Raw genomic sequence first — 23,530 nt, 5'->3', positions numbered from 1 at the left:
TTCCTCCTTCGCGGCTAGCGCCCCGCTCGCTGGACCGTACAGGTTGATCGGGGGGAGCTAGCGTTCGCCGTAGCCATCTATGGGTTGTGAGGTCGTCCTACCCGCCTAATCTATCACACGCGGGGTGGTGCTAGGGGCGCGGGGATCCGAGGCGTGTAAGGTGAGGTATGGACGCACGTTGGAAAGGGGGCGCGGGGTGAGCTTCGGTCCGCGCTTCGACATCCCTCTGCCGCTCTATCAGGTGCTGCTCTACACGGTGCTGTTCGTCGGCATCGCGGCCATGGGAGCCGGCATCGGTTACATCATCTCCTACCTGGTGCACGAGTACCGGCAGTCCAGGGAGCCCAAGGCGCTGCCGCCCGAGCGGGACGCCGCGCCCTCTATGCAGGAGGAGCCAGAGGGGGGTGCAGAGGGCGCTGGTGAACCCGGGGTGAGCGGTAGGGGGCCGCGCTAGGCGCGGTACGCAGCCGCCTCGGCGAGGTGCGCCTCCTCGAGCTGGCTAGCGCCGGCGAGGTCGGCGACGGTGCGCGCGACGCGCAAAAGCCGGTCGAAGCCGCGTCCGGAGAGGCCGAGCTGCTTGGCGAGCGTCTGCGCGAACGCCACCGCGCTCGCGCCTAAAGCGGCGTGCCGGCGGAGCGCCGCGCCGCCGAGTTCGGCGTTGGGCACCCCTTGGCGTTCGAGCGCGCGCGTGCGCGCCGCCACCACCCGCTCCCGCACCCGCGCGCTCGGTTCGCCCGGCGGGGCGCGCAGCAGCTCTTCGGGGGCGAGCCGCGGGACGCTGAGGCGCAGGTCGATGCGGTCTAGAAGCGGCCCGCTGAGGCGTTCGCGGTAGCGTTGGCGCGCTCCGGGGGCGCACGAGCAGCTCCGCTGCGGGTCGCCGTAAAAGCCGCAGGGGCAGGGGTTCTGGGCGGCGACGAGCATAAACCGCGCGGGGAAGGTGAGCGCGGCGCGGGCGCGGCTAATGGTGACGACGCCGTCCTCGAGGGGTTGGCGCAGAACCTCTAGAGCCCGCCGCGAAAATTCGGGGAACTCGTCCATAAAGAGGACGCCGCGGTGCGCCAAGGAGACCTCGCCGGGGCGCGGGACGCTCCCCCCGCCGATGAGGCCGGCGTCCGAGACGGTGTGGTGCGGGCTGCGAAAGGGGGGGGCGTGGACGAGCCCGCCGCAGTGCAGCCCCGCCGCCGAGTGGATGCGGGTCACCTCAATAGCACCCTCGCGCGTGAGCGGCGGCAGGAGCCCGGGGAGCCGCCGCGCGAGCATCGTCTTGCCGCTCCCCGGCGGCCCCGTAAGGAGCAGGTTGTGAGCGCCCGCGGCGGCGACCTCGAGGGCGCGTTTGGCGGCGCTCTGGCCCTTGATGTCGAAAAGATCGAGGGGGGGCGGGGCGGGTTCGGAAGCCTCGGGGGCGACGGGTGCTAGCGGCAGCTCACCGGTGAGAAAGGCGACCGTTTGGGCGAGCGTGGCGGGCGCGTAGACCGCAATCTCCCCGACGGCGGCCGCTTCGGGGGCGCTCGCGGGGGGCAGAAGCAGGCGCGTGACCCCCGCTTGGGCGGCGTAGAGCGCCAGGTTGATGGCGCCGCGCACGGGCCGCAGCGAGCCGTCGAGGGCGAGCTCACCCGCGACGAGCGTCCTGTCGAGGGCGCTCTGCGGGATGACGCCCTGGGCGAGCAGCACCGCGAGCGCGATCGGCAGGTCGAACATTGGCCCCTCTTTGCGGACGTCGGCGGGGGCCAGGTTGACCACGATGCGCGACGCGGGGAAGGGGAGCCCGGCGTTGCGCACCGCCGCGCGCACCCGTTCGCGCGACTCCTGCACGGCGGCATCGGGCAGCCCCACGATGAGCATGCCGGGGAGCCCCCCCGAGACGTCGACCTCGACCTGAACGGCGAAGGCGTTGACGCCTAGGGTGGTAGCAGAGGTGAGCTGAGCAAACACCCCCGCATCTTAAGGAGCGCGCTTGCCGCGCCGAGATGAAAAACCTCGCGGGGGCCGCGCTTACGCTGGCGGCGCCGGGTAGGCGTAGAAGCCGTAGGTGCCGGGGCCGACGTGGGTGGCGATCACCGCGCCGATCTCGTAGGTGCCGCCGTCCTCGAAGGGGACGTTGCGCGCCCGCAGCTCCTCGCGGAGCGCTTGGGCCGCCCCGGGGTCTTGGATATGCAGAAAGTAGACGACCGGCGTCCCCTGCTTTTGGAGCGCCTCGAGGTCGTCGAGCATCATCTTGGTGGCCTTTTTGCTCCCCCGCGCGCGCCCGACCGGCGAGACCTTGCCGTCGGTGACCGACAAGATGGGTTTGACGTTGAGGAGGCTGCCGAGGAGCGCCCGCGCCCCCCCGATGCGGCCGTTTTTCTTGAGGAAGTCGAGCGTGCCGACGGTAAAGCGCAAAAGCGCCTGCGCGCGCAGGCGCTCGAGCTCGGCCAAGATCGCGTCGATCCCCGCGCCCGCGTCGCGCAGGGCGACCGCGCGCTTAACCATCATGGCGATGCCCAAGCTCGCCGCTCGCGAGTCGAAGACGTGCACCTTGATGTCGGGGCGTTCGGCGGCGAGGGTCGCCGAGGCGTAGGTGCCCGAAAGCCCGCTCGAGATGGTGATGCAGAGGATCTCGTCGGCCCCTTCGGCTTTGGCGGCGTCGTAGGCGTCGGTAAAGTCCTGCGGGCTCGGTTGGCTGGTGCTCGGGATCGGCGCGCCCGCTTGCACCCCCTCGATGATGTCTTTGGGGGTGATCTCGAGCCAGTCGCGGTACACCCCCCCTTTGAAGTTGACGTAGAGCGGCACGCGCCGCACGCCGAGCTGCTCGAGCTCCTCGGCGGGTAGGTCGCACGTCGAGTCGGTAATAATGGCGAGCATGGGGCCTCCTTAGCCGGGTTGGGTGAGCACGTCGCTCTCAGCGGGACCGACAGGGATGCCGCGAGCTGGGACGCGCTATCTCGAGGCGTCCGCTAAAGAGCGATGTAGGCCACAATACCCCAAAACGCCGTTGTCACCAACGTGGGGGGTGCTAGAGGCGTTTAACTCGGGGTGAGCTTGGCGCGACAGGCGATGCAAAAGGCCTGCTCCGGCACCCGCTGGCCGCACTTCGAGCAGATGCGCGAACCCTGCACGATAGCCCTGACGCCCATGCTGCGCAGCTCGGCCGCGATCAGCACGGCGTCCTCTTCGCTGATGTCGGAGACGGTCAGCTCGACGTCGTCGGCGATCGCCGAAACCATGAAGGACCCGCTCACGTAGGGCTGCGCGCCCTCGCCCCGATTCGCGGCGTTGACGGCGCTGCTGAGGTCTTTGAAGTAGCGCCAGAGGGGGTGTGCGTCGTCCACACGTCATCTTACCCGTTTGACGGCGAACCCTGGGTAGGGAATCGGTTGGGCGCTCTCGCCTCCAGGTCGCCGCCATAGCCCCCCGTGCACAGCCCGACACGCGGTGTGTACGGCAGCCGTGCGACAACCGTGCGACAACGCCGCCGCCAACCCCCCGCTAGACTGGCTCGTATGGCTGACGCCTATCCCATGACCGCCTTACCACCCAAGCGGCTCGACGCCTATGTGGGGAACACCCCCGTGGTCAAGCTCAGCCGCGTCGTAACGCCCGACATGGCCGAGGTGTGGATCAAGCTCGAGGGCCACAACCCGGCTGGCTCCATCAAAGACCGCACCGCGCTCGGCATGATCCTAGACGCCGAGGAGCGGGGCATCCTCACCCCGGGCAGCGGCCAGCGGATCGTCGAACCCACGAGCGGCAACACGGGCATCGGCCTCGCCTTTATCGCCGCGCTGCGCGGCTACCGCTGCACCATCGTCTTGCCCGACACCATGAGCGAAGAGCGCAAGCGCACCCTGAGAGCCTACGGCGCCGAGCTCGTCTTGACCCCCGGTGAGGAGCGGATGCAGGGGGCGATCCCGAGAGCCCGCGAGATCGCCGAGGCGACCGGGGCGTGGATGCCCAACCAGTTTGACAACCCCGCCAACCCGCGCTACCACTACCGCGTCACCGGCCCCGAGTTCTGGGCGCAGCTGCAGGGCCGCGTCGACGCGTTTGTGTGGGCGTCGGGGACGGGTGGCAGCATCAGCGGGGTGGGGCGCTTTTTCAAGGAGCAAAACCCCAAGGTCGAGGTGTACGCCGTCGAACCGGCGCGCAGCGCGGTGATTAACGGCCACGAGCGCGGCCAGCACAAGTTTCAGGGGATGGGACCGGGGTTTATCCCCGGTAACCTGGACGTCGACCTGCTAGACGGCGCCATCATGGTCTGGGAGGAGGACGCTTTCCCGCTCGTGCGGCGGCTTGCCCGCGAAGAGGGGTTGTTCGTCGGCATGTCGAGCGGCGCGACGGTGTGGGCGGCGCTCGAAAAGGCGCGCGCGTTGGGGCCGGGCAAGGTGGTGGTCTGCATGGCGGCGGACACGGGGGCGCGCTACGTGAGTACGGAGCTCTTCGCTGAAGAGTAGGCGTGCGCTGCCGACACGGAGCAGCTAGCCGTTGACGCCTATGGTCATCGCTGAAACCTCCCGACTGACCCTGCGCTACGTCGTGATAGACGACGCTCACGCCCTCGAAAAGGTGTTCGGCGACCCAGAGGTGATGCGCTTTAGCGAAAAGGGAGCGCGATCGGCCGCTTGGGTGCGCGGTTGGTTGGGGCTCTGCCTCGAGCACCACTACCCGACCTGGGGTCACGGCCCCTACAGCCTCGTCGAAAAGCGTTCGGGCGAGATCATAGGCTAGGCTACTGCGGCCTCTTCCTGACAGATGTGGGGGGCGCGCTGAGACTGAACTCGGCTACCGCTGGGCCCGGCACGCCTGGGGCCAGGGCTACGCCACCGAAGCTGCGCGCGCCGTGCTCGAGCACGGTTTTCGCAACCTTGGGTTGAGGCGCGTCGTGGCGAGGATCGATCCGGCCAACGGCGCCTCCCTCCGGGTCGCTCGTAAGTTGGGGATGCGGTTTGAACGGGAGGTGAGGCTTGCGGGTTATACGCACCCCGACCATCTCTACGTCACCGACCGGCTCCACTCTGACCTCACCGCGGCGGCTCGCAGCGCCGCTACGTAGAGCGGCTACCGCCACGCGGGGCGGCCAACGCTGCACGGTTGGGCTAGTGATCCCTCAAGCTTCTAAATCCCCCTCGAACGCGCACGTTCGCGAACTCTCTAAAGGGTCTTCCTGCTCTCCCGGCGGCGTGAGACCGGCGGGGGTGTAGCAGGAGAGGGAGAGGGCGCAAGGTCACGTGTGGCAATCGGTGTGAACGCGTCGGGCGGGACGGGTGTTGTCAAGCCAACGCTCGGTTCTACACCCAAGAGAAAGCAGCGGCGGCGTGGTACCCACGTCACAGCACGCCGCCGACATTTACTCGACGCGTTTAAAGATGAGCGCCGCGTTCTGCCCCCCAAAAGCGAAGTTCGTCGAGAGCGCGTAGTCCACCCTGGCCTCGCGCGCTTCGTTGGGGATGTAGTCGAGGTCGAGTTCGGGGTCGGGGTCTAGGTAGTTGCGCGTCGGCGGCAGCACCCCGCTGTAGAGCGCCTGCACGCTGGCGATCGCTTCGACGGCGCCCGCCGCGCCCAGCATGTGGCCGGTCATCGACTTCGTCGAGGAGACCGGCGGGACGCGCTCGCGGCCGCCGAAGATGGTCTTGTAGGCAAGCGTCTCGTTAAGGTCGTTGATCGGCGTGCTGGTGCCGTGGGCGTTGATGTAGCCGATCGCTTCGGGGCCGATGCCGGCTGACTTGAGCGCCCAGGTGATGCAGCGCACCGCCCCCGCCCCGCCGGGCGCTGAAGCGGTGATGTGGTGCGCGTCGGCGCTGGTCGCGTAGCCGACCACTTCGGCGTAGATGCGGGCGCCGCGGCGCTTAGCGTGCTCGTACGACTCGAGCACCAAGATGCCCGCCCCCTCGCCCGCGACAAACCCGTCGCGCGAAGCGGTAAAGGGGCGCGAAGCGGTCTCGGGGGAGTCGTTGCGCGTCGAGAGCGCTTTCATCACGGCAAAACCGGCGATCCCCATGGGCGTCACGCAGGCTTCGGTGCCGCCGGTGATCATCACGTCCGCCTCGCCGCGCTCTACCATGCGGTAGGCGTCGCCGACGGCGCCGGAGCCCGTCGCGCAGGCGGTGACGACCGTTGACGAGGGGCCGGTGAGACCGTAGCGCATGGCGACGTGCCCAGAGGCCATGTTGGCGATCAGCATGGGGATAAAAAAGGGGCTCATACGCATGGGGTCGCGCGCAAAGCGCACCCGCGACTGCTCCTCCCAGATGCCGAGCCCACCGATACCGCTGCCGATGCAGGTGCCCGTCCGTTCCCCCGCGACCTCTTCGGGCTTAAGGCCGGCGTCCTCTAGAGCGAGCGCCGCGCCGACGAGGGCGAGCTGCACAAAGCGGTCGAGCCGCTTCGCCTCCTTGCGCTCGATAAAAGCGCCCATGTCGACGTCGACCTCGCCGGCGATGGTGACGCCGAGCTCGGTGGCGTCGAAGCGGGTGATGTGGCGGATGCCGTTTTTGGCTCTGTGTTGCGCGTTTAAAAAGGCCTCGGCGCCGACGCCGATGGGGGTGACGGGGCCTAGGCCGGTGACGACGACGCGGTGCATGCCTTACGCCTCGCCAAAGGTGCTTAAGGGTGCCAAATGCCTCATGTGCTGAAGTCCTTACCGCCGCGCGTTGCCGCGCGGCGTCGACATCGGGGTTGTAAGCGCGCTACTTTTGCGCCGCGATAAAGGTGACGGCGTCGCCGACGGTGCGGATCTTTTCAGCCTCTTCGTCGCTGATCTCGATGCCGAACTCGTCCTCGAGCCCCATGATCAGCTCGACGACGTCGAGCGAGTCGGCCCCCAGGTCATCGACGAACGACGCCTCTTCGGTGACGTCGCTCGGATCGGCGTCGAGTTTGTCGGCGGCGACTTCTTTGATCTTGGCGAGGATTTCACTGCGGTCCATAGCAAGCCTCCATTGGGTACGCTTAAGTTCAAGCTTTCGGATTCTAACACGGGTCTTTTGCGGCGTAGAGGCAAGGGGTGCCCTAGCGCATCACCATCCCGCCGTCGATCGCGAGCGTTTGGCCGTTGACATAGGCGGCGCCCTCGCTGGCGAAAAAGGCCACCGCCGCGGCGACCTCGTGCGGCTCGCCGAAGCGGCCGGCGGGGATGCGCGCTAAGTAGCTGCGTTTAAGCTCCTCGGGGAGCCCGGCGGTCATGTCCGAGACGATAAAGCCGGGGGCGACCGCGTTGACCGTGACGCCCCTAGCGCCGTACTCCTGGGCGAGCGCTTTGGTCAGCCCCAAGAGCCCCGCTTTGGCGGCGATGTAGTTGGCCTGGCCGGGGTTGCCGTTAAGGGCGACGACCGACGAGACGTTGATGATGCGCCCCCACTTGCGGCTGAGCATCCCCCGCAGCGCGGCCTTGGAGAGGTAGAAGGCGCTCGAGAGGTTCGTCTCCAAGACCTGCGCCCAATCGTCGGCCTTAAGGCGCAGGGCGAGCCCGTCTCTGGTGATGCCGGCGTTGTTCACCAGCACGTCGAGGCGCCCCAAGCGGTCGCTGACCGCTTTGACGAGCGCCGTGCAGGCGGCCTCTTGGGAAACGTCGGCGCAAAACACCTCGGCGCGGCCCCCTTGGGCGCGAAGCTGTTCGGCGACCTCGGCGGCGGGCCCCTCCGAGGTGGCGTAGTGCACCGCGACGGTGAAGCCCAAGCGGCCCAGCTCGAGGGCGATCGCGCGGCCGAGCCCGCGGCTCGAGCCCGTGACGAGGGCGACTCTCGCTCCAGTTTCGGTCATACAGGTCCTTTCACAGCGGCCAAACTTTCCCGGTCGGTCACCGCGTGCGCGCTGACGCCCGTGAGCGTGCGTTTGACGAGGCCGCTCAAGACGGCGCCGGAGCCGAACTCGAGGGTGCGCGTCACGCCTAAAGCCTGTAGCCGCTCGAGCGTCTCGGTCCAGCGCACGGGCGCCGTGACCTGCGCCTCGAGCAGCCTGGGCGCTTCCCGGATGTCCGGTAGCACGTCGGCGGTGACGTTGCAGAGCACGGGAAAGCGCGGCGGGGCGAAGGCGACGGCGCGCAGATCGCGCGCGAGGCGCTCGGCGGCGGGGCGCATGAGGCGGCAGTGGAAGGGGGCGGAGACGTTGAGCCTGACCACCCGCGCCCCCTCCGCTTTGAGGCGCGCTGCCGCCGCCTCGACCGCCCCCGCCTCGCCGGAGATGACCGTCTGTTCGGGGGCGTTGAGGTTGGCGACCTCGACCACGCCGCCCTCGGCGGCGACCGCCTGACAGACGCGTTCGACGTGATCGCGCCCGGTCTTTAAAATCGCGGCCATCGCGCCGACCCCCTCGGGTACGGCGTCTTGCATGTACTGGCCGCGCTTATGTACGAGCCTGACGGCGTCGCCGAGGGCCAACGAACCCGCCGCGACGTGGGCGGTAAACTCGCCGAGCGAGTGCCCCGCGGCGTAGGCGGGCGCCTCGCCACCCTCCTCGAGGTAGGCGGCAAAGGCCGCCGCGCCGACCGCCACGAGTGCGGGCTGCTGGTGAGCGGTTTTTTTGAGCGCCTCCTCCGGGCCCTCCCACATGAGCTTTAAAAGCCCCGGCAGAGCCCGTTCGGCTTCGTCGAGGGCGCGCCTAGCGGCGCCACCGCCTTTGTAGAGGTCGTGCCCCATACCGACGACCTGCGAGTTCTGTCCGGGAAACAGCGCAGCGATCACCCGTCACCTCCTCCACCCCACGTCAGCACCGTCGCCGCCCACGTGAGCCCCGCGCCGAACGAGACCAAGAGGGTGTGGTCGCCGGCGCGCAGGCGTCCGGTGTCGAGGGCGCTCTGGAGCGCAAGCGGGATGCTAGCGGTTGAATTGTTGCCATACGCGTCGACCGTGACCATCACCCGCTCGGGGGGGAGCTGCAGGCGCTCGCGCGCCGCTTCGATGATGCGCAAGTTGGCCTGGTGGGGGACAAAGAGCGCGACGTCGTTTGCGTTCAAACCCGCCTTGCCGAGCGCTTCGACCGTGGCGGTGTCCATCACCCGGACGGCGAACTTAAAGACTTCACGGCCGTTCATGTAAAGGTAATCGGTCATCGGCGTGCCGTCGGGGAGACAGCGCGCGACCGCCCGCCGGTGCAACAGGTGCCCCCCGGCGCCGTCGGTGCCGAGGACAAACGAGCGGAAGCCGTAGGGGGCGGGGGTGGCCTCGACGATCGCCGCCCCCGCCCCGTCGCCGAAGAGCACGGCGGTCGCGCGGTCGCTCCAATCGACGATCTTGGTGAGCGCTTCCGCGCCGATCGCGAGCACCTTGCGCATCATCCCCGACTCGACGTAAGCGCGCGCCACCGAGAGCGCGTAGAGCCAACCCGGGCAGGCCGCGAGGAGGTCAAAGGCCCCCGCGCGCAGCCCGAAGTGGTGCTGCACGAGCGCCGCCGTGGCGGGGAAGAGGGCGTCGGGGGTGTTGGTCGCGACGATGACCATGTCGACGCCCTCGAGCGCCCCCTCGCCGTGGCGCGCGACGAGCGCCTCGACGCTGCGCACCGCGAGGTGCGAGGTGAATTCGCCGTCGGCGGCCACGTGGCGGGTGCGGATCCCCGTGCGCGTGGTGATCCACGCGTCCGAGGTGTCCATCATCTTTTCGAGGTCGAAGTTCGTCAGGTGTTTTTCGGGCGCGTAGGCGCCGAGCGCCGAGATGCCCGCTCGCAGCGCGCTCACCGCGTCACGTCCGTCGTCTGCACGTCCACCTGCATAGCGCCCCGCCCGCTAGCGCGGGTCACGAAAAAAGGCTGCTTCATGCAGCCATTGTATGCACATCGCGCGCGCCTTATCGGCGCGTGCGGGGGGTGCGCGGCGGGTCGGCGCGCGTCAGGCCTCCAGGTTGAGAACCTGGCGACCGGCGTAGGTGCCGCAGTGCGGGCAGACCACGTGGGCGGGTTTGAGCTCTTTGCACTGCGCGCACGGGGTCAGGTTGGGGGCGCTCAGCGCGTCGTGGGCACGCCTCGAGTCGCGGCGCGCTTTCGAGGTGCGTTTTTTGGGGACGGGGTGTTTCGCCATGGCTAAAGTCTCCTTCAGGGCCGAACGGGCGGCGCGGTGGGATTAAAGCTCAAAGTCTTTGAGCACCGAAAAGGGGGAGGGAAGGTCGTCTTGCGGCGCCTCGGCCGCGTGCTCGGGATGCTCGTTGAGGTTGACCCCATCGACCGACAACCCCTTGCAGTCCTCTTTGCAGAGAACCGTCAGCGGCAGTTCGATGGCGAGCACCTGCGCGAGGAGCGGCGCGAAGTCGACCTCGGGGTGGGTAAAGACGAGCGTGTCGTCTTCGTCTCCCTCGAGCAGGGAGAGCACGCCGCCACCCTCCTGTTTACGCCCCGGCCGATACACCATCGGGTAGAGCAGGTCGGCGTGCAGCGCGGTGCGGACGTCGCTGAGGCAACGCCGACACTCCTGGATCACCTCGCCGGCGACGTTGCCCGTCAGGATAAGATCATCGACGCCCCCCGTGGCGCGCACCGTGAGGTGCCAGCGCAGGGGCGCCTCGAGCCGGATGCCATCAGCCGCTTGCACCTCGGCGCTCGGCAGCAAAAGCCCGGTGCCCTCGACCTCGTCGTCAAGGTCGGGGTCGTGCTTTAAAAGCCGGGCTAAGTTGAGTGTCGCGTCCTGCCGAGCCATCCCTTAAGAGTATCTGGGGGCGCCAAGGGCTGTCAAGGTAGCTAGCGGAGCACCACCAGGACGACGAAGTAGTAGGTCACCGGTACCGCGAAGAGCATGCTGTCGATGCGGTCGAGCGCCCCCCCGTGGCCGGGGAGGAAAAACCCCGCGTCTTTGACGCCGGCCCAGCGTTTGATCAGCGACTCGAAGAGGTCGCCGAGCTGCGCAGCGCTCGCGACGAGCACGCTAAAGAGCAGCGTGTCGTAGATGTCGACGCGCAACCCGAGCACGAGCTCGAGGACAAAAGTGACGAGCGAGACGATGACGATCGCCGAGGCGAGACCGCCAAAGGCCCCCTCGAGGGTCTTGTTGGGGCTCACCTGCGGTGCGAGCTTACGCCTGCCGAAGAGCTTGCCGAAGATGTAGGCACCGGCATCCGAGGCGATAATCGCGAGAATCGGGATCATCAGGTACCAGAGCCCGAGCACACCGTCGGGGGTGTAACGCAGCGTGATGGCGTAGCCCAACAGCCAGGGGATATAGAGGTAGCCAAAAAGCGTGTAGATCACGCTCTCGACCGAGCGGTCGTTGGGATGAATGACCTCTAGACCGATCAGGTAGAGCGCGAAAAGACCGAGCAGCGCCTCGCGCCAGCTCACCCCGGCAAAGAGCGGCTGCATGTCGAACAGGCCGGTGTAGGTGACCGGCAGCGAGGCGGGGAGCGTGAGCAGCGTGGCGACCCAGAGGCTGCGGCGGCGGATGGGGACGCCGCGCAGGTTCATCAGCACGGCGTACTCTTGCAGCGCGACGAGCGACAGGAGCAAGTAAGCGGGGGCGAGCAGCGGTATCCCCAGCCACACGATAAGTAGCGCCGCCCCGAGAGCGATGAGCGCCGAGATGATGCGGGTGTAGGGGGGGCGTACGCGGAGGCGGGTCACCAGCCGCTCCTTGCGGGCGAGGGGGCGGGTTTCACACCGCCATGATGTCCTCTTCTTTGCTCTTGACGCGTTTGTCGATCTGCCCGACAAACTCGTCGGTCAGCCGCTGCACGTCGTTCTCCCCCTGCCGCAGCTCGTCGTCGGTCAGCAGGTTCTCCTTGCGCATCTCTTTAAGCTCTTCGTTGGCGTCGCGGCGGACGTTGCGCACGGCGACGCGCGCCTCTTCGGCCATCGTTTTCACCTGCTTGACGAGGGCGCGGCGGCGCTCGTCGTTAAGGGGGGGGACGCTGATAAAGAGGCTGTCGCCGCGGTTGTTCGGGTTGAAGCCGAGGTCGCTCTCGCGAATCGCCTTCTCGATGTCCTTGGCGACGCTCTTGTCGAAGGGGGTGATGACGAGCGTGCGGGCGTCGGGGGAGGAGACCGTCGCGAGCTGATTCAGGGGCGTCTGCGCGCCGTAGTAGTTGACCTGGATCCGGTTTAAGATCGCCGGGTTGGCGCGGCCCGTACGTACGGCGGCGATGTTGTTTTCAAAGGCCTCGAGCGACTTTTGCATGCGCGTGCGCGCTTCGTCCAAAACGGCTTTCATCGTGCCTCCTTATTGCAGGGCAGTGCGGCGCGCCCGGTTCTTTATACCGTACCCGGCAGCGTCCCCGCCGAAGCGGGGGTCGTGGCCGCAGAGCTGATCCGCGTGCCGACGTGCTCGCCGGCGAGCAGGCGCCCCAAATTGCCGGGGGTAAAGATGTCGAACACGACGATGGGCATCTCCTTGCCCATGCAGAGGCTGATGGCGGTCGCGTCCATCACCTTGAGCCCCTGGTTGAGCACGTCGAGGTAGGTGAGCGTTTCGAAACGCTCGGCGTGAGGGTTTTTGCGCGGGTCGTCGCTGTAAACCCCGTCGACCTTGTTTTTGGCCATCAAGACCATGTCGGCGTCGATCTCGAGCGCGCGCAGCGCCGCCGCCGTGTCGGTGGTGAAAAAGGGGTTGCCGGTGCCGCCCCCGAAGATGACGACGCGCCCCTTTTCAAGGTGGCGCAGGGCGCGGCGCCGGATGTAGGGCTCGGCGACCTCTTGCATGTTGATCGCCGACTGCACCCGCGTGTCGATGCCCTGCTGCTCGAGGGCGTCTTGCAGCGCTACGGCGTTCATCACCGTGGCGATCATACCGACGTAGTCGGCGGTCGCCGGGTCCATCTCGCCGCCGTGTTGGGCGCCGCGCCAGAAGTTGCCCGCGCCGACGACGACGGCGACCTGCGCCCCTTGGCGGTGGGCGGCGGCGATCTCCTGAGCGAGCGTGCGGGTCGCCTCGGGGGAGACGCCGACGCCTTTGGTGCCGGCCAAAAACTCGCCGGAGAGTTTAAGCAGAACGCGCACACGCCCCTCCAAGTCGTGTGGTGTGGGCCGCGCTCGCGCGGCCCAGGCGATTACTCGCCGATGGCGACGCGATAAAAGGCGCCAACTTGGATGTTCTCGCCCATCGTGGCGACCGCCTCTTTAAGAAGCGCTTCGATGGTCTTTTTGTCGTCTTTGATGTAGGGTTGCTCGAGCAAGCAGACCTCGGCGAAAAACTTGCCGAGCCGCCCCTCGACCATCTTCGCCACCACCTGCTCGGGCTTCCCCTCCTGGCGCGCCTGCTCGGCGAGCACCTTGCGCTCGGCTTCGACCGTTTCGCTCGGTACGTCGTCGCGGCTTTTGTAAAGGGGGTTGGCCATGGCGATGTGGATGGCGATGTTTTTCGCGAGCTCCTGAAACTTTTCGTTGCGGGCGACGAAGTCGGTCTCGCAGTTGAGCTCGACGAGCGTGGCGATCTTGCCGTTGTGGTGCACGTACGCGCCGACGAAGCCCTCGCGCGCCTCGCGGTCGGCCTTTTTCGCCGCCTTGGCGATGCCGCGCTCGCGCAGCAGCGTCGCCGCGCGTTCGAGGTCGCCGCCGGTCTCCTCGAGCGCCTTTTTGACGTCCATCATGCCCGCGCCGGTCATCGCGCGGAGCTTTTTAATGTCCTCCATGGTGACAGCCATCGTCGGTTCCTTTCTGGGGTTGCACTGGGCTCACGTGAGCAAGGCGAAGCGCGGACGCGTCCGCGCTCGCCCGCTACACGGTCTTGACGGGGTGGGTTAGGCGGGCTCGGCGTCCCCGGTAGCAGCGCTTTCGGAGCCGCGCTGCGCCGCCTCGGCGATCATCTGCTCGGGGGAGGAGACCGGCGTCGGCAGGGTTTCGCGCTCCGTCTCCCCGGCGCTTTCGGCGCTCACGCTCTCGGCGGCGCCGCCGCGGACTTCGACGATGGTGTCGGCGAGGCGCGCGGTGACGAGCTGAATCGAACGGATGGCGTCGTCGTTACCGGGGACGATGTAGTCGAGCACGTCCGGGTCGGAGTCGGTGTCGGCGAGCGCGACGACCGGGATGCGCAGCTTGTTGGCCTCGCGCACGGCGATCGCCTCTTTCGTCGGGTCGATGACAAAGAGCACGTCCGGCAGCCGGGTCATGTCCTTGATCCCGCCCAGGTAGCGCTGCAGGCGCTGCAGCTCCTTGCCGAGGTCGATCTGCTCCTTTTTGGAGTAGCGCAAGATGGACTCGTCTTCGAACATGCGCTCGAGCTCTTTAAGGCGTTCGACCCGGCTGCGGATGGTTTTAAAGTTGGTGAGCGTCCCCCCGAGCCAGCGCTCGTTGAGGTAGGGCATCCCGCAGCGGCGCGCCTCGGCGGCGAGAATCTCCTGCGCTTGCTTTTTGGTCCCCACGAAGAGGATCGTCCCGCCGCGCGCGGCGGTGTCTTTGAGGTAGTCAAACGCCTTGTCCGACTCCTGCAGCGTCTTTTGCAGGTCGATGATAAAGATGCCGTTGCGCTCTGCGAAGATGTAGCGTTTAAACTTCGGGTTCCAACGTTTGGTCTCGTGACCGAAGTGAACGCCGGCCTCGAGCAGCTGCTTCATGCCTAAGTAGGACACGGTTCCTCCAAAGCGGGGCGTTAGGGCTTAAAGTGACGTGCGAAGGGGGCCCTAAGCGCCGCAGACGACCCCGCTGCTGCTGGCGCGCCCCTCTTCACCTCAGCAAACCGCCCTGCGCAGCTCTAGAGCTAGCGCAGGGCGCGCCAAGGGTGCAGTATACACCAAGCGCGGCGTTAGGTCAGTTGAGCGCCTCGCGTGCCGGGGTAAACGAGCCGTCGAGCTGCAGCGCGCGCTCGTACGCCTCGCGCGCCTTTTCCGCGTCGGAGGCGCCGTCTTCGGAGGTTCGGCCGCGCGCTTCGTACGCTTGGCCGAGCCAGTAGTAGGCCTCAGCAGCGTTCGGCTGCGGCAAGAGCGCCCCTTTGGTCGCCTGCGTGACCGCCGCGTCGTAGTTCCCCTCTTCGAGGTCGATGCGGGCGAGGTAGGTGTACACGGGCGGCAGAGCGGTGACGTCTAACGCGACGACCTTTTCGAAGTAGGGCCGCGCCGCGCGAACCTCGCCGCAGTCAAAGAGCGCGCGCCCCAAGTTGAAGTTGGTCTCCAGTTGTTCGGGGGCGAGCGAGACGGCCTGCTCGAGCTCGAAGAGCGCGTCCTCGCAGCGGCCCAGCAGCAGGTACGCGCTGCCGAGCTGGTTGCGCGCCGAGGCGCTGTCGGGGTTGAGGGTCACCGCGCGGCGCAGCGTCCGCACAGCCGGCTCGAGCTCGCCGAGGCCGAGGTAGGTTAGACCCAGGTTCTCGTAGTAGGCGGCGGCCGTGCTGTCGAGCGCCACCGCGCGCTGCAGCGCGTCGCGGGCGGCTTCGAGCTCGCCGCGGCGGTAGAGGATCATCCCGCGCAAGTTGAGCAGCTCGGCGCCCCCGAGGCCCGCCGACTCGGCCTCTTCGAGCACCGCCAGGGCCTCCTGGAGCCCCTCGGTGTGGCGCTGCGGGGCGTTCCGGTGCTGCTCGACGTAGGCGCTCGCGAGGCGCAGGTACGCTTCGGTACGCTCCGGTGCCGCCTCAAGAACCCGCTGCAGCGTCGCGATGCCCTCGTCAAAGGCCCCCTCGCAGACGAGCGCTTGGCCTTTGCCCAGAAGCGCGTCGGGGTTGTTCGCCTCGCGCTCTAAAACCTGCTGGTAAAACAGGCGCGCCGAGAGGCAGTTGCCCTGGGCGTAGAGCACGTCACCGTAGCGCAGCAGCTCGTCGGTCGATCGCTCGGTCAGCTCCTGGGCCCATACGACGGGGAGTAGGAGCAGGGCGAGAAGCGCGCGCATCTTCACAGGGACGTCCTCCAGAGGCGGGGTACCTCGCCAGCGGCGAGGGCGCCACATTCTAACAACTTCGCCGCGAGGGGGGCGAACACAGAAGCCGACATAAGCTTTATCATGACCACGCAGCGTGAGAGAGCCGTGTGCAGCTTACACGAGCCGCTCGAGCGCGGGCGGGAAGCGCTGCCGCAGCTGAAACGCTTCGGCGTAAGGGACCCCGACCTCGCGCCCGCGCGCGGCGAGGCTCCCCTCAAACTGCGCCACCGAAAAGGGCCACTGGTAAAACGCCTGGTAAAACGCAAACGCCTGCTTGACGACCTCGATCTGCGCGGAGACGTCGACGTGCACGACCGGGTACGACGACCCCGCCGAAGGGTACTGGTAAAAGCGTACGGGTTTGCGGTGGGGGGGGACCGGTGCGCTCCGCCCCTCGGCGAGGATTTTGGGGATGCGCGCGAGGGTAATGGCGTCAAAGGCGATCTTCGCGCTCATGCGGTGGTCGGGGTGGGGATGGTCGTCGCTCCAGGCGATGACGGCGTCTGGCCGAAAGCGCGCGTAGAGCTGCGCGAGCTCGAGCGCTTCGGCGCGGCTGCCCGTCATACGCGAGTCGCCGAAATCGAAAAAGTGGTGCTCGGCGCCGACGAGCTCGGCGATGTGCGCGCCGTGCTCCTGGCGCACGCTCCGGACGTACGCGTCAGCGGCCCCCTCGAACTGGCTGGCGAGCTCGCCATGGGTGGTCCACACGAGCATCACCTCGTCGCCCCGTTCGGCGTGCTTGCGCAGGCTGCCGATGCACCCGAGCTCGTCGTCGGGGTGGGCGAAGACCGCGAGGATGCGGTGGCGCTCGCCGGCGTGGGGTTGGTGGGGCGCCCCGAGCGCCTGCTCGGCGGGGTTTTCGCTGCTCTGCGCGGGGTCGGCGGCGGAGGTGCGGTGTGCTGCGGTGGGGGGCCGGGAGGCGGCGGCGTTGCGAGAGGGTGGTGGCGCGGCCATAGGCGCTATTGTGGCATGCCGCCGCCCCCGTGGCCGTCTCGTGTCGGTGCTTGATGTCGGCGCTGCAATCGGAGGTGGCGTCCGCTTAGGCCCCCCCGGGGGAGGTGAGGAGCTGCAGAAACTGCGAGTGGAAAAACATCACCGTCGCGCCGAAGGCGACGTGGCTGATGATCTGCGACACGACCAGGATAAAGCGCGAGCGAAACTGCTCGAGCGGGTGGTGCTCGATCACGATGATCGTCAGGATAAAGGCGACCAAGATGCCGTGCCCCAACCCGACGACGGCGCCCAAAAGGGGGTAGAACAGGTTGACCTCGACGGGCAACCCGGGGAAGACGTTGAGCTGCGGCAGAGGGTAGTTGAGCCGCAGCAGCGACAGCGTCGCCCAACCGTAGAAGACCGCGAAAAAGATCCCGCCCGCAAAGTAGATAAGCCCGCCCAAAAAGCGCGCCTGCGCGTCGACGCGCCGGGTGATCGCCGAGCCGAGCGCGCCGAGGACGTCGTAGTAGCTGCCGCGCCACGTCAGCGGCAGGTAGAGGAAAAAGACCATGACCCCAGTTGCGATAAGACCCGCGGCGACGGACGAGAGCAGTAGCGGAACGAACATAACGCCTCCCTTGGGGTTGACCTGTAGCACCGCCATCATAGCGGGCCTCAAGGGGTCGGGTGCAAGTGCGGCGGCGCGGTTTGGGCGCGCTCGGGGTGCTACGCTAAAGGGCGCTGCGCAACCGGCGCAGCGCCCGCACAGTGTCAGGTGCAACACGTTATAGCGAGGCAGGATGGCGGGCGTGCAGAAGCCGCACGTCGGGCGCGTTCTGGGCTGCCTTGCGGGGCGCGTTCTGGGACAATTGTCCTAAGAGCCCCGCGCGCTCGCTTCCCTATAATGAAGGTCTCAGGCTCCTGCGCAAGAAGGTCCTCGAGCAAACCATGGTATGTATCGACCAACCGATTCACCGCACAAGGGGAGTGGCCAGGAAGGGCGGAAGAGGATGCTGAAACTGTCAACGCCAGCGCTCGCGTGGCTGACCGTCGTCGTCAACGCGATTGTGATCTTGCAGGGCGCCGTGGTGCGCGCGACGGGTTCGGGCGCCGGTTGCGGCCGCCACTGGCCGCTCTGTAACGGCGAGGTGGTGCCGCTCGCCCCGAGCGTAGAGACGCTCATCGAGTTTTCCCACCGCCTGCTGTCGCTAGCTGCGCTCCTGTTGGGTCTGTGGCTGCTCGTGCGGGCGTGGCGCTTTCAGCGGGAGAACCCGCCGCTCTTTACCTGGGCGTCGCTCGCCTTTTTCTTCCTCATCGTCGAGGCCCTTCTGGGCGCTGCGACCGTGCTGCTCGGCCTGACGGGGGACAACGCGACCGTCGGGCGCGGGTTGATGGTCGCGACGCACCTCGTCAACTCGCTGCTCCTCGTCGGCGCCCTCTGCGCCGCGCTGGTCTACGCCCTGCCGAGGGCGCCGGGCCCCGTGCGCGCGGGCGCGCAACCGCTCGTAACGACCGTGCTCGCAGTGGGCCTTGTGGGGATGCTCGTGCTGATGTTCTCGGGGGGCATCGCGGCGATGGGCAACACCATCTTCCCCTCCGAAAGCCTCGCCGCGGGCATCGCCGCCGACTTCGACCCCACGTCGCACCTGCTGATCCGGCTGCGCATCCTGCACCCGCTCATTGCCATCTCGGTGGGGCTCTACCTCTTTTTGAGCCTGGGGCTCTCCTGGTGGCTCAAACCGGTGGCGCGCGCTAAACGCACCGCGCAGACCCTGCTCGGCGTCTACGTGGTGCAGCTGCTCGTGGGTACCCTTAACCTCGCCCTGCTCGCCCCCGTGACCCTGCAGGTGCTGCACCTGGGGCTCGCCGTAGCGGCGTTTGCGCTGCTCTCGGTGTTCGCGGTCTACACCCTGGGCGACACGCCCGAGCCGCGCGCGCTGCAGCTGCACCGCCTGGCCTCGCGCGCGCCCGGTGCGCCCCTGCGCGAACCCCAGGGCGACGGGAGCCTGATGTGAACCCCGCCCCCGCGCGCGCGACGTGGCGCGACTACCTTACGCTCACCAAACCCAAAGTCATCAGCCTGCTGCTGCTGACGACCGTCGGCGCGATGTTTATCGCGGCGAGCGGCTTCCCCGGGTGGGTGCCGCTCTTGGGGCTGCTCGTCGGCGGTTACATGTCAGCGGGGGCGGCGGGCGTCTTCAACATGGTCTACGACCGCGACATCGACCTGCGGATGAAGCGCACCGCGAGCCGGCCGACGGTCACGTCGGTGATCTCGACGCGCGACGCGCTCCTTTTCGCCGCCGCGCTGACGTTTCTCTCGTTCGTCGTGATCGCGCTCGCCTCGAACGTGCTGGCCGCGCTCCTCTCGTGGGCGGGGATCGCCTTTTACGTCATCGTCTACACGATGTGGCTTAAGCGCACCACCTGGCAGAACATCGTCATTGGCGGCGCCGCCGGGGCGGTGCCGCCGCTCGTGGGGTGGGCCGCGGTGACGGGCGAACTCAGCCTCCTCGCCTGGTTTCTCTTCGCGCTGGTGTTTTTCTGGACGCCGGTGCACTTCTGGGCGCTCGCGCTCCTTATCAAAGACGACTACCAGGCGGTCGGGGTGCCGATGGCGCCTGCGGTGATCGGTGAGCGCGCCACGGTCTTGCAGATGGTGATGTACGCCCTGCTCACCGTCGTCTTGACGCTGATCCCGTTTGCGCTCCACGAGTTTGGGGTAGCCTATTTTCTAGCGGCTCTGGTGCTCAACGTGCTGCTCTTGCTGCGGGTCGCTAAGCTGCTCGTGGCGGTGCGGCGCGCCGAGCGGGTCGACCGGCCGACGGCGCTAAGCCTCTACAAGTATTCGATGTCGTATCTGGCGCTTTTATTTGTCACCATGGCGCTCGACCGCGCCCTGGCATAAAGGAGAGAGCGTGAAGAAAAAGTCGGTTCTGCTCGCTTTGGGGGTGCTGGTGCTAGGCCTGGGGGGCGGCGCGCTCGCTGCGCTCCCGAGCCTGCCAACGCCCAGTATTTTAGACGTCGCCTCACCCAACGCCCGCGAGATCTCCAAGCTCTTCTGGCTCGTTATGGGCTTTAGCATCTTTGTGCTCGCGGTCGTCGTGGCGTTTATGACAGCGGGGATTATCGGCGGTCTGCGCGACCGCAACCACGACGAGGAGCCGCCGCAGACCCACGGCAACCTCAAGCTCGAGATCGCTTGGACGATTATTCCGCTGATCATCTTGGCTATTTTGCTCGTGCCGACGCTGAGCGCGATCTACCGGCTCGAGGGTTACGCCGCCCCGGAGGACGCCCTTGAAGTCAACGTCGTCGGGCGGCAGTTCTGGTGGGAGATGGTCTACCCCGAGCTGGGCATCGTCACCGCCAACGAGCTCGTCGCGCCCGTCGGTCAACCCGTGCGGCTCAACCTCGCTTCGGGCGACACCATGCACTCCTTCTGGATCCCGCAGGTGGCCGGAAAGACCGACCTTATTCCCGGCAACCAGCGGGCGATGTGGTTTACCCCCGAACGCGAGGGGGTGTTCTACGGCCAGTGCGCCGAGATCTGCGGCGACTCGCACGCCAACATGCGCCTGCGCCTCGTGGTGCTCTCGCCGCAAGACTACGAGGCGTGGGTGGCGGCGGCGCAGCGACCGGCCGCGCCCCCCGAGGACGCGCTGGCGCAGGAGGGGGCGCAGCTCTTTGTGCAAAAGGGGTGCATCAACTGCCACGCGGTGCAGGGGGTCAACGCCTACAACCGCGCGGGGCCCGACCTGTCGCACATCGGCTCGCGCACCTCGATCGCCGCGGGGATGCTCCCCAACACCCGGGAGAACATGATCCGCTGGCTGCGCTTTACCGACACCGTCAAACCGGGGGTGGCGATGCCCAACTTGGGGCTCAGCCAGGAGGAGGCGGAGCGCATCGCCGCCTACTTGGAGACGCTCACGCTCCCCGAGTTCGACCTGCGCGCGGCCATTCGCGGCGAGGGGCCGCAAAACCACGTGAACGCCTCTGGCTACCCCGTCGACGAGGCGGGATCCCTTTCGGAAACCGAGATCGCTAGCATGGAGGGCGACCGATGAGCATCACCGCCGGCACCGTTCCCCAGACGGCTCGCACCAAGCCGCTCTGGCTCGACCTCTTGACCACAGTCGATCACAAAAAGATCGGCATCATGTACCTGGTCACCAGCTTCGTCTTCTTCGCCTTCGGCGGGCTGCAGGCGCTCCTCATCCGGTTGCAGCTCTCGCGCCCCAACATGGACGTGCTGGTCGGCCAGTTTTACAACCAGGTGCTCACCATGCACGGCAGCACCATGCAGTTTCTGTTTATTATCCCGATCGCTGCAGGGTTCGCGAACTACTTTATCCCGCTGATGATCGGGGCGCGCGACATGGCGCTGCCGCGGATGAACGCGTTTGCCTACTGGCTCTACCTCTTCGGGGGGCTGACGCTCTACGCCGCGCCGCTCTTTGGTGGTTGGGCCGAAGGGGGCTGGGTCGCCTACTTCCCCTTCGCCAGCTCCGAGTACCAACCGCAAGCCGGGGTCGACTCGTGGATCTTGGGGTTGCAGCTCGTCGGCTTTTCGTCGGTTTTCGGGGGGATCAACCTCATCGTTACGATGGTCAACCTCCGCACGCCGGGGATGGGGTGGCGGCAGCTGCCGATGTTCGGTTGGGCGGTGATGGCGACCTCGTTTTTGCAGGTGCTCGCGACCCCCGGGATCACCGCCGCGACCATGCTGACCCTCATGGACCGGATGACCGGGATCAGCCTCTACAACCCCGCGATCGGCGGCGACCCGGTCTTATACCAACACCTCTTCTGGTTCTACTCGCACCCGGCGGTGTACATCATGGTGCTGCCGTGGTTCGGCATCGTCTCCGAGATGCTGCCGACGTTTACCCGCAAACCGATCTTCGGTTACGTCGCGCTCGCGGGCGCCACCATGGGGATCGCCCTGGTGAGCTACCTCGTGTGGGCGCACCACATGTTCACCTCGACGGCGAGCCCGCTGCTTAATTCCGTCTTCGCCTTTACCACCATGCTCGTGGCGGTGCCCACGGGGGTCAAGATCTTTAACTGGCTGGCGACCATCTGGAAGGGCAAGATCGTCTTTAACACCGCCATGCTGATGAGCCTGGGGTTCATCTTCCTCTTCACCATCGGGGGGATTACCGGGGTGGCGCTCGCGCTCGTGCCCTTTACCTGGCAGATGCACGACTCGTACTGGGTGGTGGCGCACTTCCACAACATCCTGATCGGCGGCAGCATCTTTATCATCATGGCGGGGATCTTCTACTGGTTCCCCAAGATGACCGGCCGCTTCTTAAACGAGCGCCTGGGCAAGTGGCTCTTCTGGCTCTGGTTCTTCGGCTTTATGGTCACCTACTTCCCGCACTACGTGCTGGGGCTGCTCGGGATGCCGCGCCGCATCTACACCTACCAGGAGGGGCTCGGTTGGGGGGTCTGGAACGCGATCTCCTCGCTCGGCTCGCTGATGCTCGCTTTCGGCTTTATCCTCTTTGTCTACAACGTGATCATCAGCCTGCGCGGGCCGAAGACGGCGGGCCCCAACCCGTGGGGCTACGGCTACACGCTCGAGTGGGCCACGGCGAGCCCGCCGCCGGCCTACAACTTCGGCGTGAAGTTGCCCGAGGAGTTTCGCAGCGAGCGCCCGCTCTACGACTGGATCAAGCTGGGGCTGTGGCCGCCTAAGGAGGACGCCGCGCTGCGCGCCTCGGAGATTCACCTGCCGAACCCGAGCATCTGGCCGTTTGTCTCGACGGTCGGCCTGACGCTCTTTCTCGTCGGGTTGATCCTACAGGGGCCGCTGCTCTTCGGCGGGTTGCTGCTGGCGCTTTTCGCCATCGTGATGTGGGCGCGCGAACCCGCCTTTGAAAGCCCCGAGATCGAGCTCGAGGTCGAACACCACAACCGCACCCGCGTGAATAACGGCATGATGTTCGCCTACTGGTTCCTGGGCTCGGAGGTCGCGCTCTTTTTAATGATCTTCTCGGCGTACCTCTTCCTGCTCTTCTCGGGCCGGATGAACTTCCCCGAGGAGCTGCCGAGCCTGCGCCTAGCGCTACTGAACACGCTCTTCCTGGTCTCGAGCTCGGTGACGGTTCACGTGGCGCACCACGACCTCATCAAGGACAAGCGCAAGACCTTCTTGGGGTTGCTCGCCGGGACGCTCGGCCTCGGCGCCGTCTTTTTGGGCATTACCGGCATCGAGTGGCGTGAGATCCTCGCTCACTACGACCCGCGCCAAAACCTCTACCTGTCGGCCTTTTTCACCATCACGGGGCTGCACATGCTGCACGTCGTGATCGGCCTTTTCATGCTCGGTTTGGCGTTCGTGCGGGGCCTAAGGGGTCACTTCACGCCGAAGCTGCATAACGGCGTCGAGGTCCCCGTGGCCTACTGGCACCTCGTCGACGGCGTCTGGATCGTCGTCTTGCTGCTCGTCTACGTGCTGCCGATCTTCTATCAGGGGCCGGAGGTCGTCCGTAACCCCGGCGACCCCTTCGGCGTCTACATGCAAGACACCATCATGGGCGAAGAGGGGACGGAGCAAGCGATCCCGACGCTGCCCCAGTCGACCACCCCGGCGGTCCCGCCCCCCACGGAGACCGCGCCGGCGGAGCCCGACTTCGTGCAACCGGGTCCTGCGGCCGGTGAGGAGGGGACGCCGGCGATCCCCGAAGGGAGCCCGCAACCGCAGTCGCAACCACAGTCACCGCCACAACCACAACCCCAGGCACAGCCGCAGGGGGGCGGCAACTAAGTCCCCCCGGGACGCCCCGAGGGCCGCGCGCGCGGCCCTTTTTTCGGCTAGTCCGCTAGGGGCGGCGCGAACGCCGCCCGCGAGAGGTTACCG

The 23,530-nt window shown here is 67.1% G+C and carries 26 protein-coding genes; 8 read left to right on the top strand and 18 right to left on the bottom strand.

Going from position 1 to position 23,530, the window contains the following annotated elements:
• Positions 1–160 precede the first annotated feature (160 nt).
• Positions 161–454 (top strand): hypothetical protein, encoded by a 294-nt coding sequence (locus TRAD_RS13975; protein WP_148221262.1) that lies wholly within the window; start codon positions 161–163, stop codon positions 452–454.
• Here TRAD_RS13975 and TRAD_RS13970 read toward each other — a convergent pair.
• The 3 genes from TRAD_RS13970 to TRAD_RS13960 all read right to left on the bottom strand — a co-directional run bounded on the left by TRAD_RS13970 (position 451) and on the right by TRAD_RS13960 (position 3,308).
• Positions 451–1,932, bottom strand: coding sequence for a YifB family Mg chelatase-like AAA ATPase (locus TRAD_RS13970; protein ID WP_013179260.1), 1,482 nt, complete (start codon positions 1,930–1,932; stop codon positions 451–453). The two genes, TRAD_RS13975 and TRAD_RS13970, sit on opposite strands and share 4 nt — an antisense overlap.
• A gap of 60 nt (positions 1,933–1,992) precedes the next feature.
• The gene (locus TRAD_RS13965; RefSeq protein ID WP_013179259.1) at positions 1,993–2,841 is read right to left on the bottom strand and encodes a DegV family protein; all 849 of its coding nucleotides are present in this window, start codon (positions 2,839–2,841) and stop codon (positions 1,993–1,995) included.
• 161 nt (positions 2,842–3,002) lie between these two features.
• Positions 3,003–3,308 carry a hypothetical protein gene (locus TRAD_RS13960; RefSeq protein ID WP_013179258.1) on the bottom strand — a complete coding sequence of 102 codons (306 nt, stop codon included), beginning with the start codon at positions 3,306–3,308 and terminating at the stop codon, positions 3,003–3,005.
• 171 nt (positions 3,309–3,479) lie between these two features.
• Between TRAD_RS13960 and cysK the strand changes: the two genes are divergently transcribed.
• From cysK to TRAD_RS16835, 3 genes are read left to right on the top strand one after another with little or no spacing between them, the layout of a single operon-like run.
• Positions 3,480–4,430 carry a cysteine synthase A gene (gene cysK, locus TRAD_RS13955; RefSeq protein WP_013179257.1) on the top strand — a complete coding sequence of 317 codons (951 nt, stop codon included), beginning with the start codon at positions 3,480–3,482 and terminating at the stop codon, positions 4,428–4,430.
• 40 nt (positions 4,431–4,470) lie between these two features.
• Entirely contained in the window at positions 4,471–4,704 is a 234-nt protein-coding gene (locus TRAD_RS15475; protein ID WP_049773140.1) for a GNAT family N-acetyltransferase, read from the top strand.
• 4 nt (positions 4,705–4,708) lie between these two features.
• Entirely contained in the window at positions 4,709–5,029 is a 321-nt protein-coding gene (locus tag TRAD_RS16835) for a GNAT family N-acetyltransferase (protein WP_083770864.1), read from the top strand.
• Positions 5,030–5,323: 294 nt separating this feature from the next.
• Here TRAD_RS16835 and fabF read toward each other — a convergent pair whose 3' ends face one another.
• The 15 genes from fabF to TRAD_RS13875 form a co-directional block, all read right to left on the bottom strand.
• A complete protein-coding gene (fabF, locus tag TRAD_RS13945; RefSeq protein WP_013179256.1) occupies positions 5,324–6,556 on the bottom strand; it encodes a beta-ketoacyl-ACP synthase II in 1,233 nt (410 codons plus the stop codon).
• Between the two features lie 106 nt (positions 6,557–6,662).
• On the bottom strand, positions 6,663–6,902 hold the full coding sequence (acpP, locus tag TRAD_RS13940) for an acyl carrier protein (protein ID WP_013179255.1): 240 nt from the start codon (positions 6,900–6,902) through the stop codon (positions 6,663–6,665).
• An 82-nt stretch (positions 6,903–6,984) separates the two neighbouring features.
• The gene (gene fabG / locus TRAD_RS13935) at positions 6,985–7,734 is read right to left on the bottom strand and encodes a 3-oxoacyl-[acyl-carrier-protein] reductase (RefSeq protein ID WP_013179254.1); all 750 of its coding nucleotides are present in this window, start codon (positions 7,732–7,734) and stop codon (positions 6,985–6,987) included.
• A complete protein-coding gene (fabD, locus tag TRAD_RS13930) occupies positions 7,731–8,654 on the bottom strand; it encodes an ACP S-malonyltransferase (protein WP_013179253.1) in 924 nt (307 codons plus the stop codon). The genes fabG and fabD overlap by 4 nt, the downstream gene beginning before the upstream one ends.
• Positions 8,651–9,634 (bottom strand): beta-ketoacyl-ACP synthase III, encoded by a 984-nt coding sequence (locus TRAD_RS13925; protein WP_041948135.1) that lies wholly within the window; start codon positions 9,632–9,634, stop codon positions 8,651–8,653. Before TRAD_RS13925 ends, fabD begins: the two co-directional genes overlap by 4 nt.
• A gap of 159 nt (positions 9,635–9,793) precedes the next feature.
• The gene (gene rpmF, locus TRAD_RS13920) at positions 9,794–9,982 is read right to left on the bottom strand and encodes a 50S ribosomal protein L32 (RefSeq protein ID WP_013179251.1); all 189 of its coding nucleotides are present in this window, start codon (positions 9,980–9,982) and stop codon (positions 9,794–9,796) included.
• A gap of 42 nt (positions 9,983–10,024) precedes the next feature.
• Positions 10,025–10,594, bottom strand: coding sequence for a YceD family protein (locus TRAD_RS13915; protein WP_013179250.1), 570 nt, complete (start codon positions 10,592–10,594; stop codon positions 10,025–10,027).
• Between the two features lie 41 nt (positions 10,595–10,635).
• Positions 10,636–11,511, bottom strand: a complete 876-nt coding sequence (locus TRAD_RS13910) for a phosphatidate cytidylyltransferase (RefSeq protein ID WP_013179249.1) — start codon at positions 11,509–11,511, stop codon at positions 10,636–10,638.
• Between the two features lie 31 nt (positions 11,512–11,542).
• Positions 11,543–12,097: a ribosome recycling factor gene (gene frr / locus TRAD_RS13905; RefSeq protein WP_013179248.1), complete on the bottom strand. Its 555-nt coding sequence runs from the start codon at positions 12,095–12,097 to the stop codon at positions 11,543–11,545.
• A 41-nt stretch (positions 12,098–12,138) separates the two neighbouring features.
• On the bottom strand, positions 12,139–12,882 hold the full coding sequence (pyrH, locus tag TRAD_RS13900) for a UMP kinase (RefSeq protein WP_013179247.1): 744 nt from the start codon (positions 12,880–12,882) through the stop codon (positions 12,139–12,141).
• A 50-nt stretch (positions 12,883–12,932) separates the two neighbouring features.
• Positions 12,933–13,526 (bottom strand): translation elongation factor Ts, encoded by a 594-nt coding sequence (gene tsf / locus TRAD_RS13895; RefSeq protein WP_013179246.1) that lies wholly within the window; start codon positions 13,524–13,526, stop codon positions 12,933–12,935.
• A gap of 96 nt (positions 13,527–13,622) precedes the next feature.
• Positions 13,623–14,450: a 30S ribosomal protein S2 gene (gene rpsB / locus TRAD_RS13890; protein WP_013179245.1), complete on the bottom strand. Its 828-nt coding sequence runs from the start codon at positions 14,448–14,450 to the stop codon at positions 13,623–13,625.
• A 178-nt stretch (positions 14,451–14,628) separates the two neighbouring features.
• Positions 14,629–15,696 (bottom strand): tetratricopeptide repeat protein, encoded by a 1,068-nt coding sequence (locus TRAD_RS13885; RefSeq protein WP_185095179.1) that lies wholly within the window; start codon positions 15,694–15,696, stop codon positions 14,629–14,631.
• 144 nt (positions 15,697–15,840) lie between these two features.
• Complete coding sequence (locus TRAD_RS13880; protein WP_013179243.1) at positions 15,841–16,680, bottom strand: PIG-L deacetylase family protein; 840 nt, start codon at positions 16,678–16,680, stop codon at positions 15,841–15,843.
• 85 nt (positions 16,681–16,765) lie between these two features.
• The gene (locus tag TRAD_RS13875; protein WP_013179242.1) at positions 16,766–17,287 is read right to left on the bottom strand and encodes a hypothetical protein; all 522 of its coding nucleotides are present in this window, start codon (positions 17,285–17,287) and stop codon (positions 16,766–16,768) included.
• 382 nt (positions 17,288–17,669) lie between these two features.
• On the opposite strand from TRAD_RS13875, the gene TRAD_RS13870 reads away from it, so the two are divergent.
• The 4 genes from TRAD_RS13870 to ctaD are packed head-to-tail and all read left to right on the top strand — an operon-like array spanning position 17,670 to position 23,437.
• Positions 17,670–18,674: a COX15/CtaA family protein gene (locus tag TRAD_RS13870; RefSeq protein WP_013179241.1), complete on the top strand. Its 1,005-nt coding sequence runs from the start codon at positions 17,670–17,672 to the stop codon at positions 18,672–18,674.
• Entirely contained in the window at positions 18,671–19,567 is an 897-nt protein-coding gene (locus TRAD_RS13865; protein WP_013179240.1) for a heme o synthase, read from the top strand. Before TRAD_RS13870 ends, TRAD_RS13865 begins: the two co-directional genes overlap by 4 nt.
• Positions 19,568–19,577: 10 nt before the next feature.
• Positions 19,578–20,729 (top strand): cytochrome c oxidase subunit II, encoded by a 1,152-nt coding sequence (gene coxB, locus TRAD_RS13860; protein WP_013179239.1) that lies wholly within the window; start codon positions 19,578–19,580, stop codon positions 20,727–20,729.
• Positions 20,726–23,437 carry a cytochrome c oxidase subunit I gene (ctaD, locus tag TRAD_RS13855; RefSeq protein ID WP_013179238.1) on the top strand — a complete coding sequence of 904 codons (2,712 nt, stop codon included), beginning with the start codon at positions 20,726–20,728 and terminating at the stop codon, positions 23,435–23,437. Before coxB ends, ctaD begins: the two co-directional genes overlap by 4 nt.
• Positions 23,438–23,530: the final 93 nt, after the last annotated feature.

This window comes from Truepera radiovictrix DSM 17093, from assembly GCF_000092425.1.
Lineage (GTDB): Bacteria > Deinococcota > Deinococci > Deinococcales > Trueperaceae > Truepera > Truepera radiovictrix.
The sequence above is the reverse complement of the archived record's forward strand: the minus strand, read 5'-3'. Positions and strand labels throughout refer to the sequence as shown.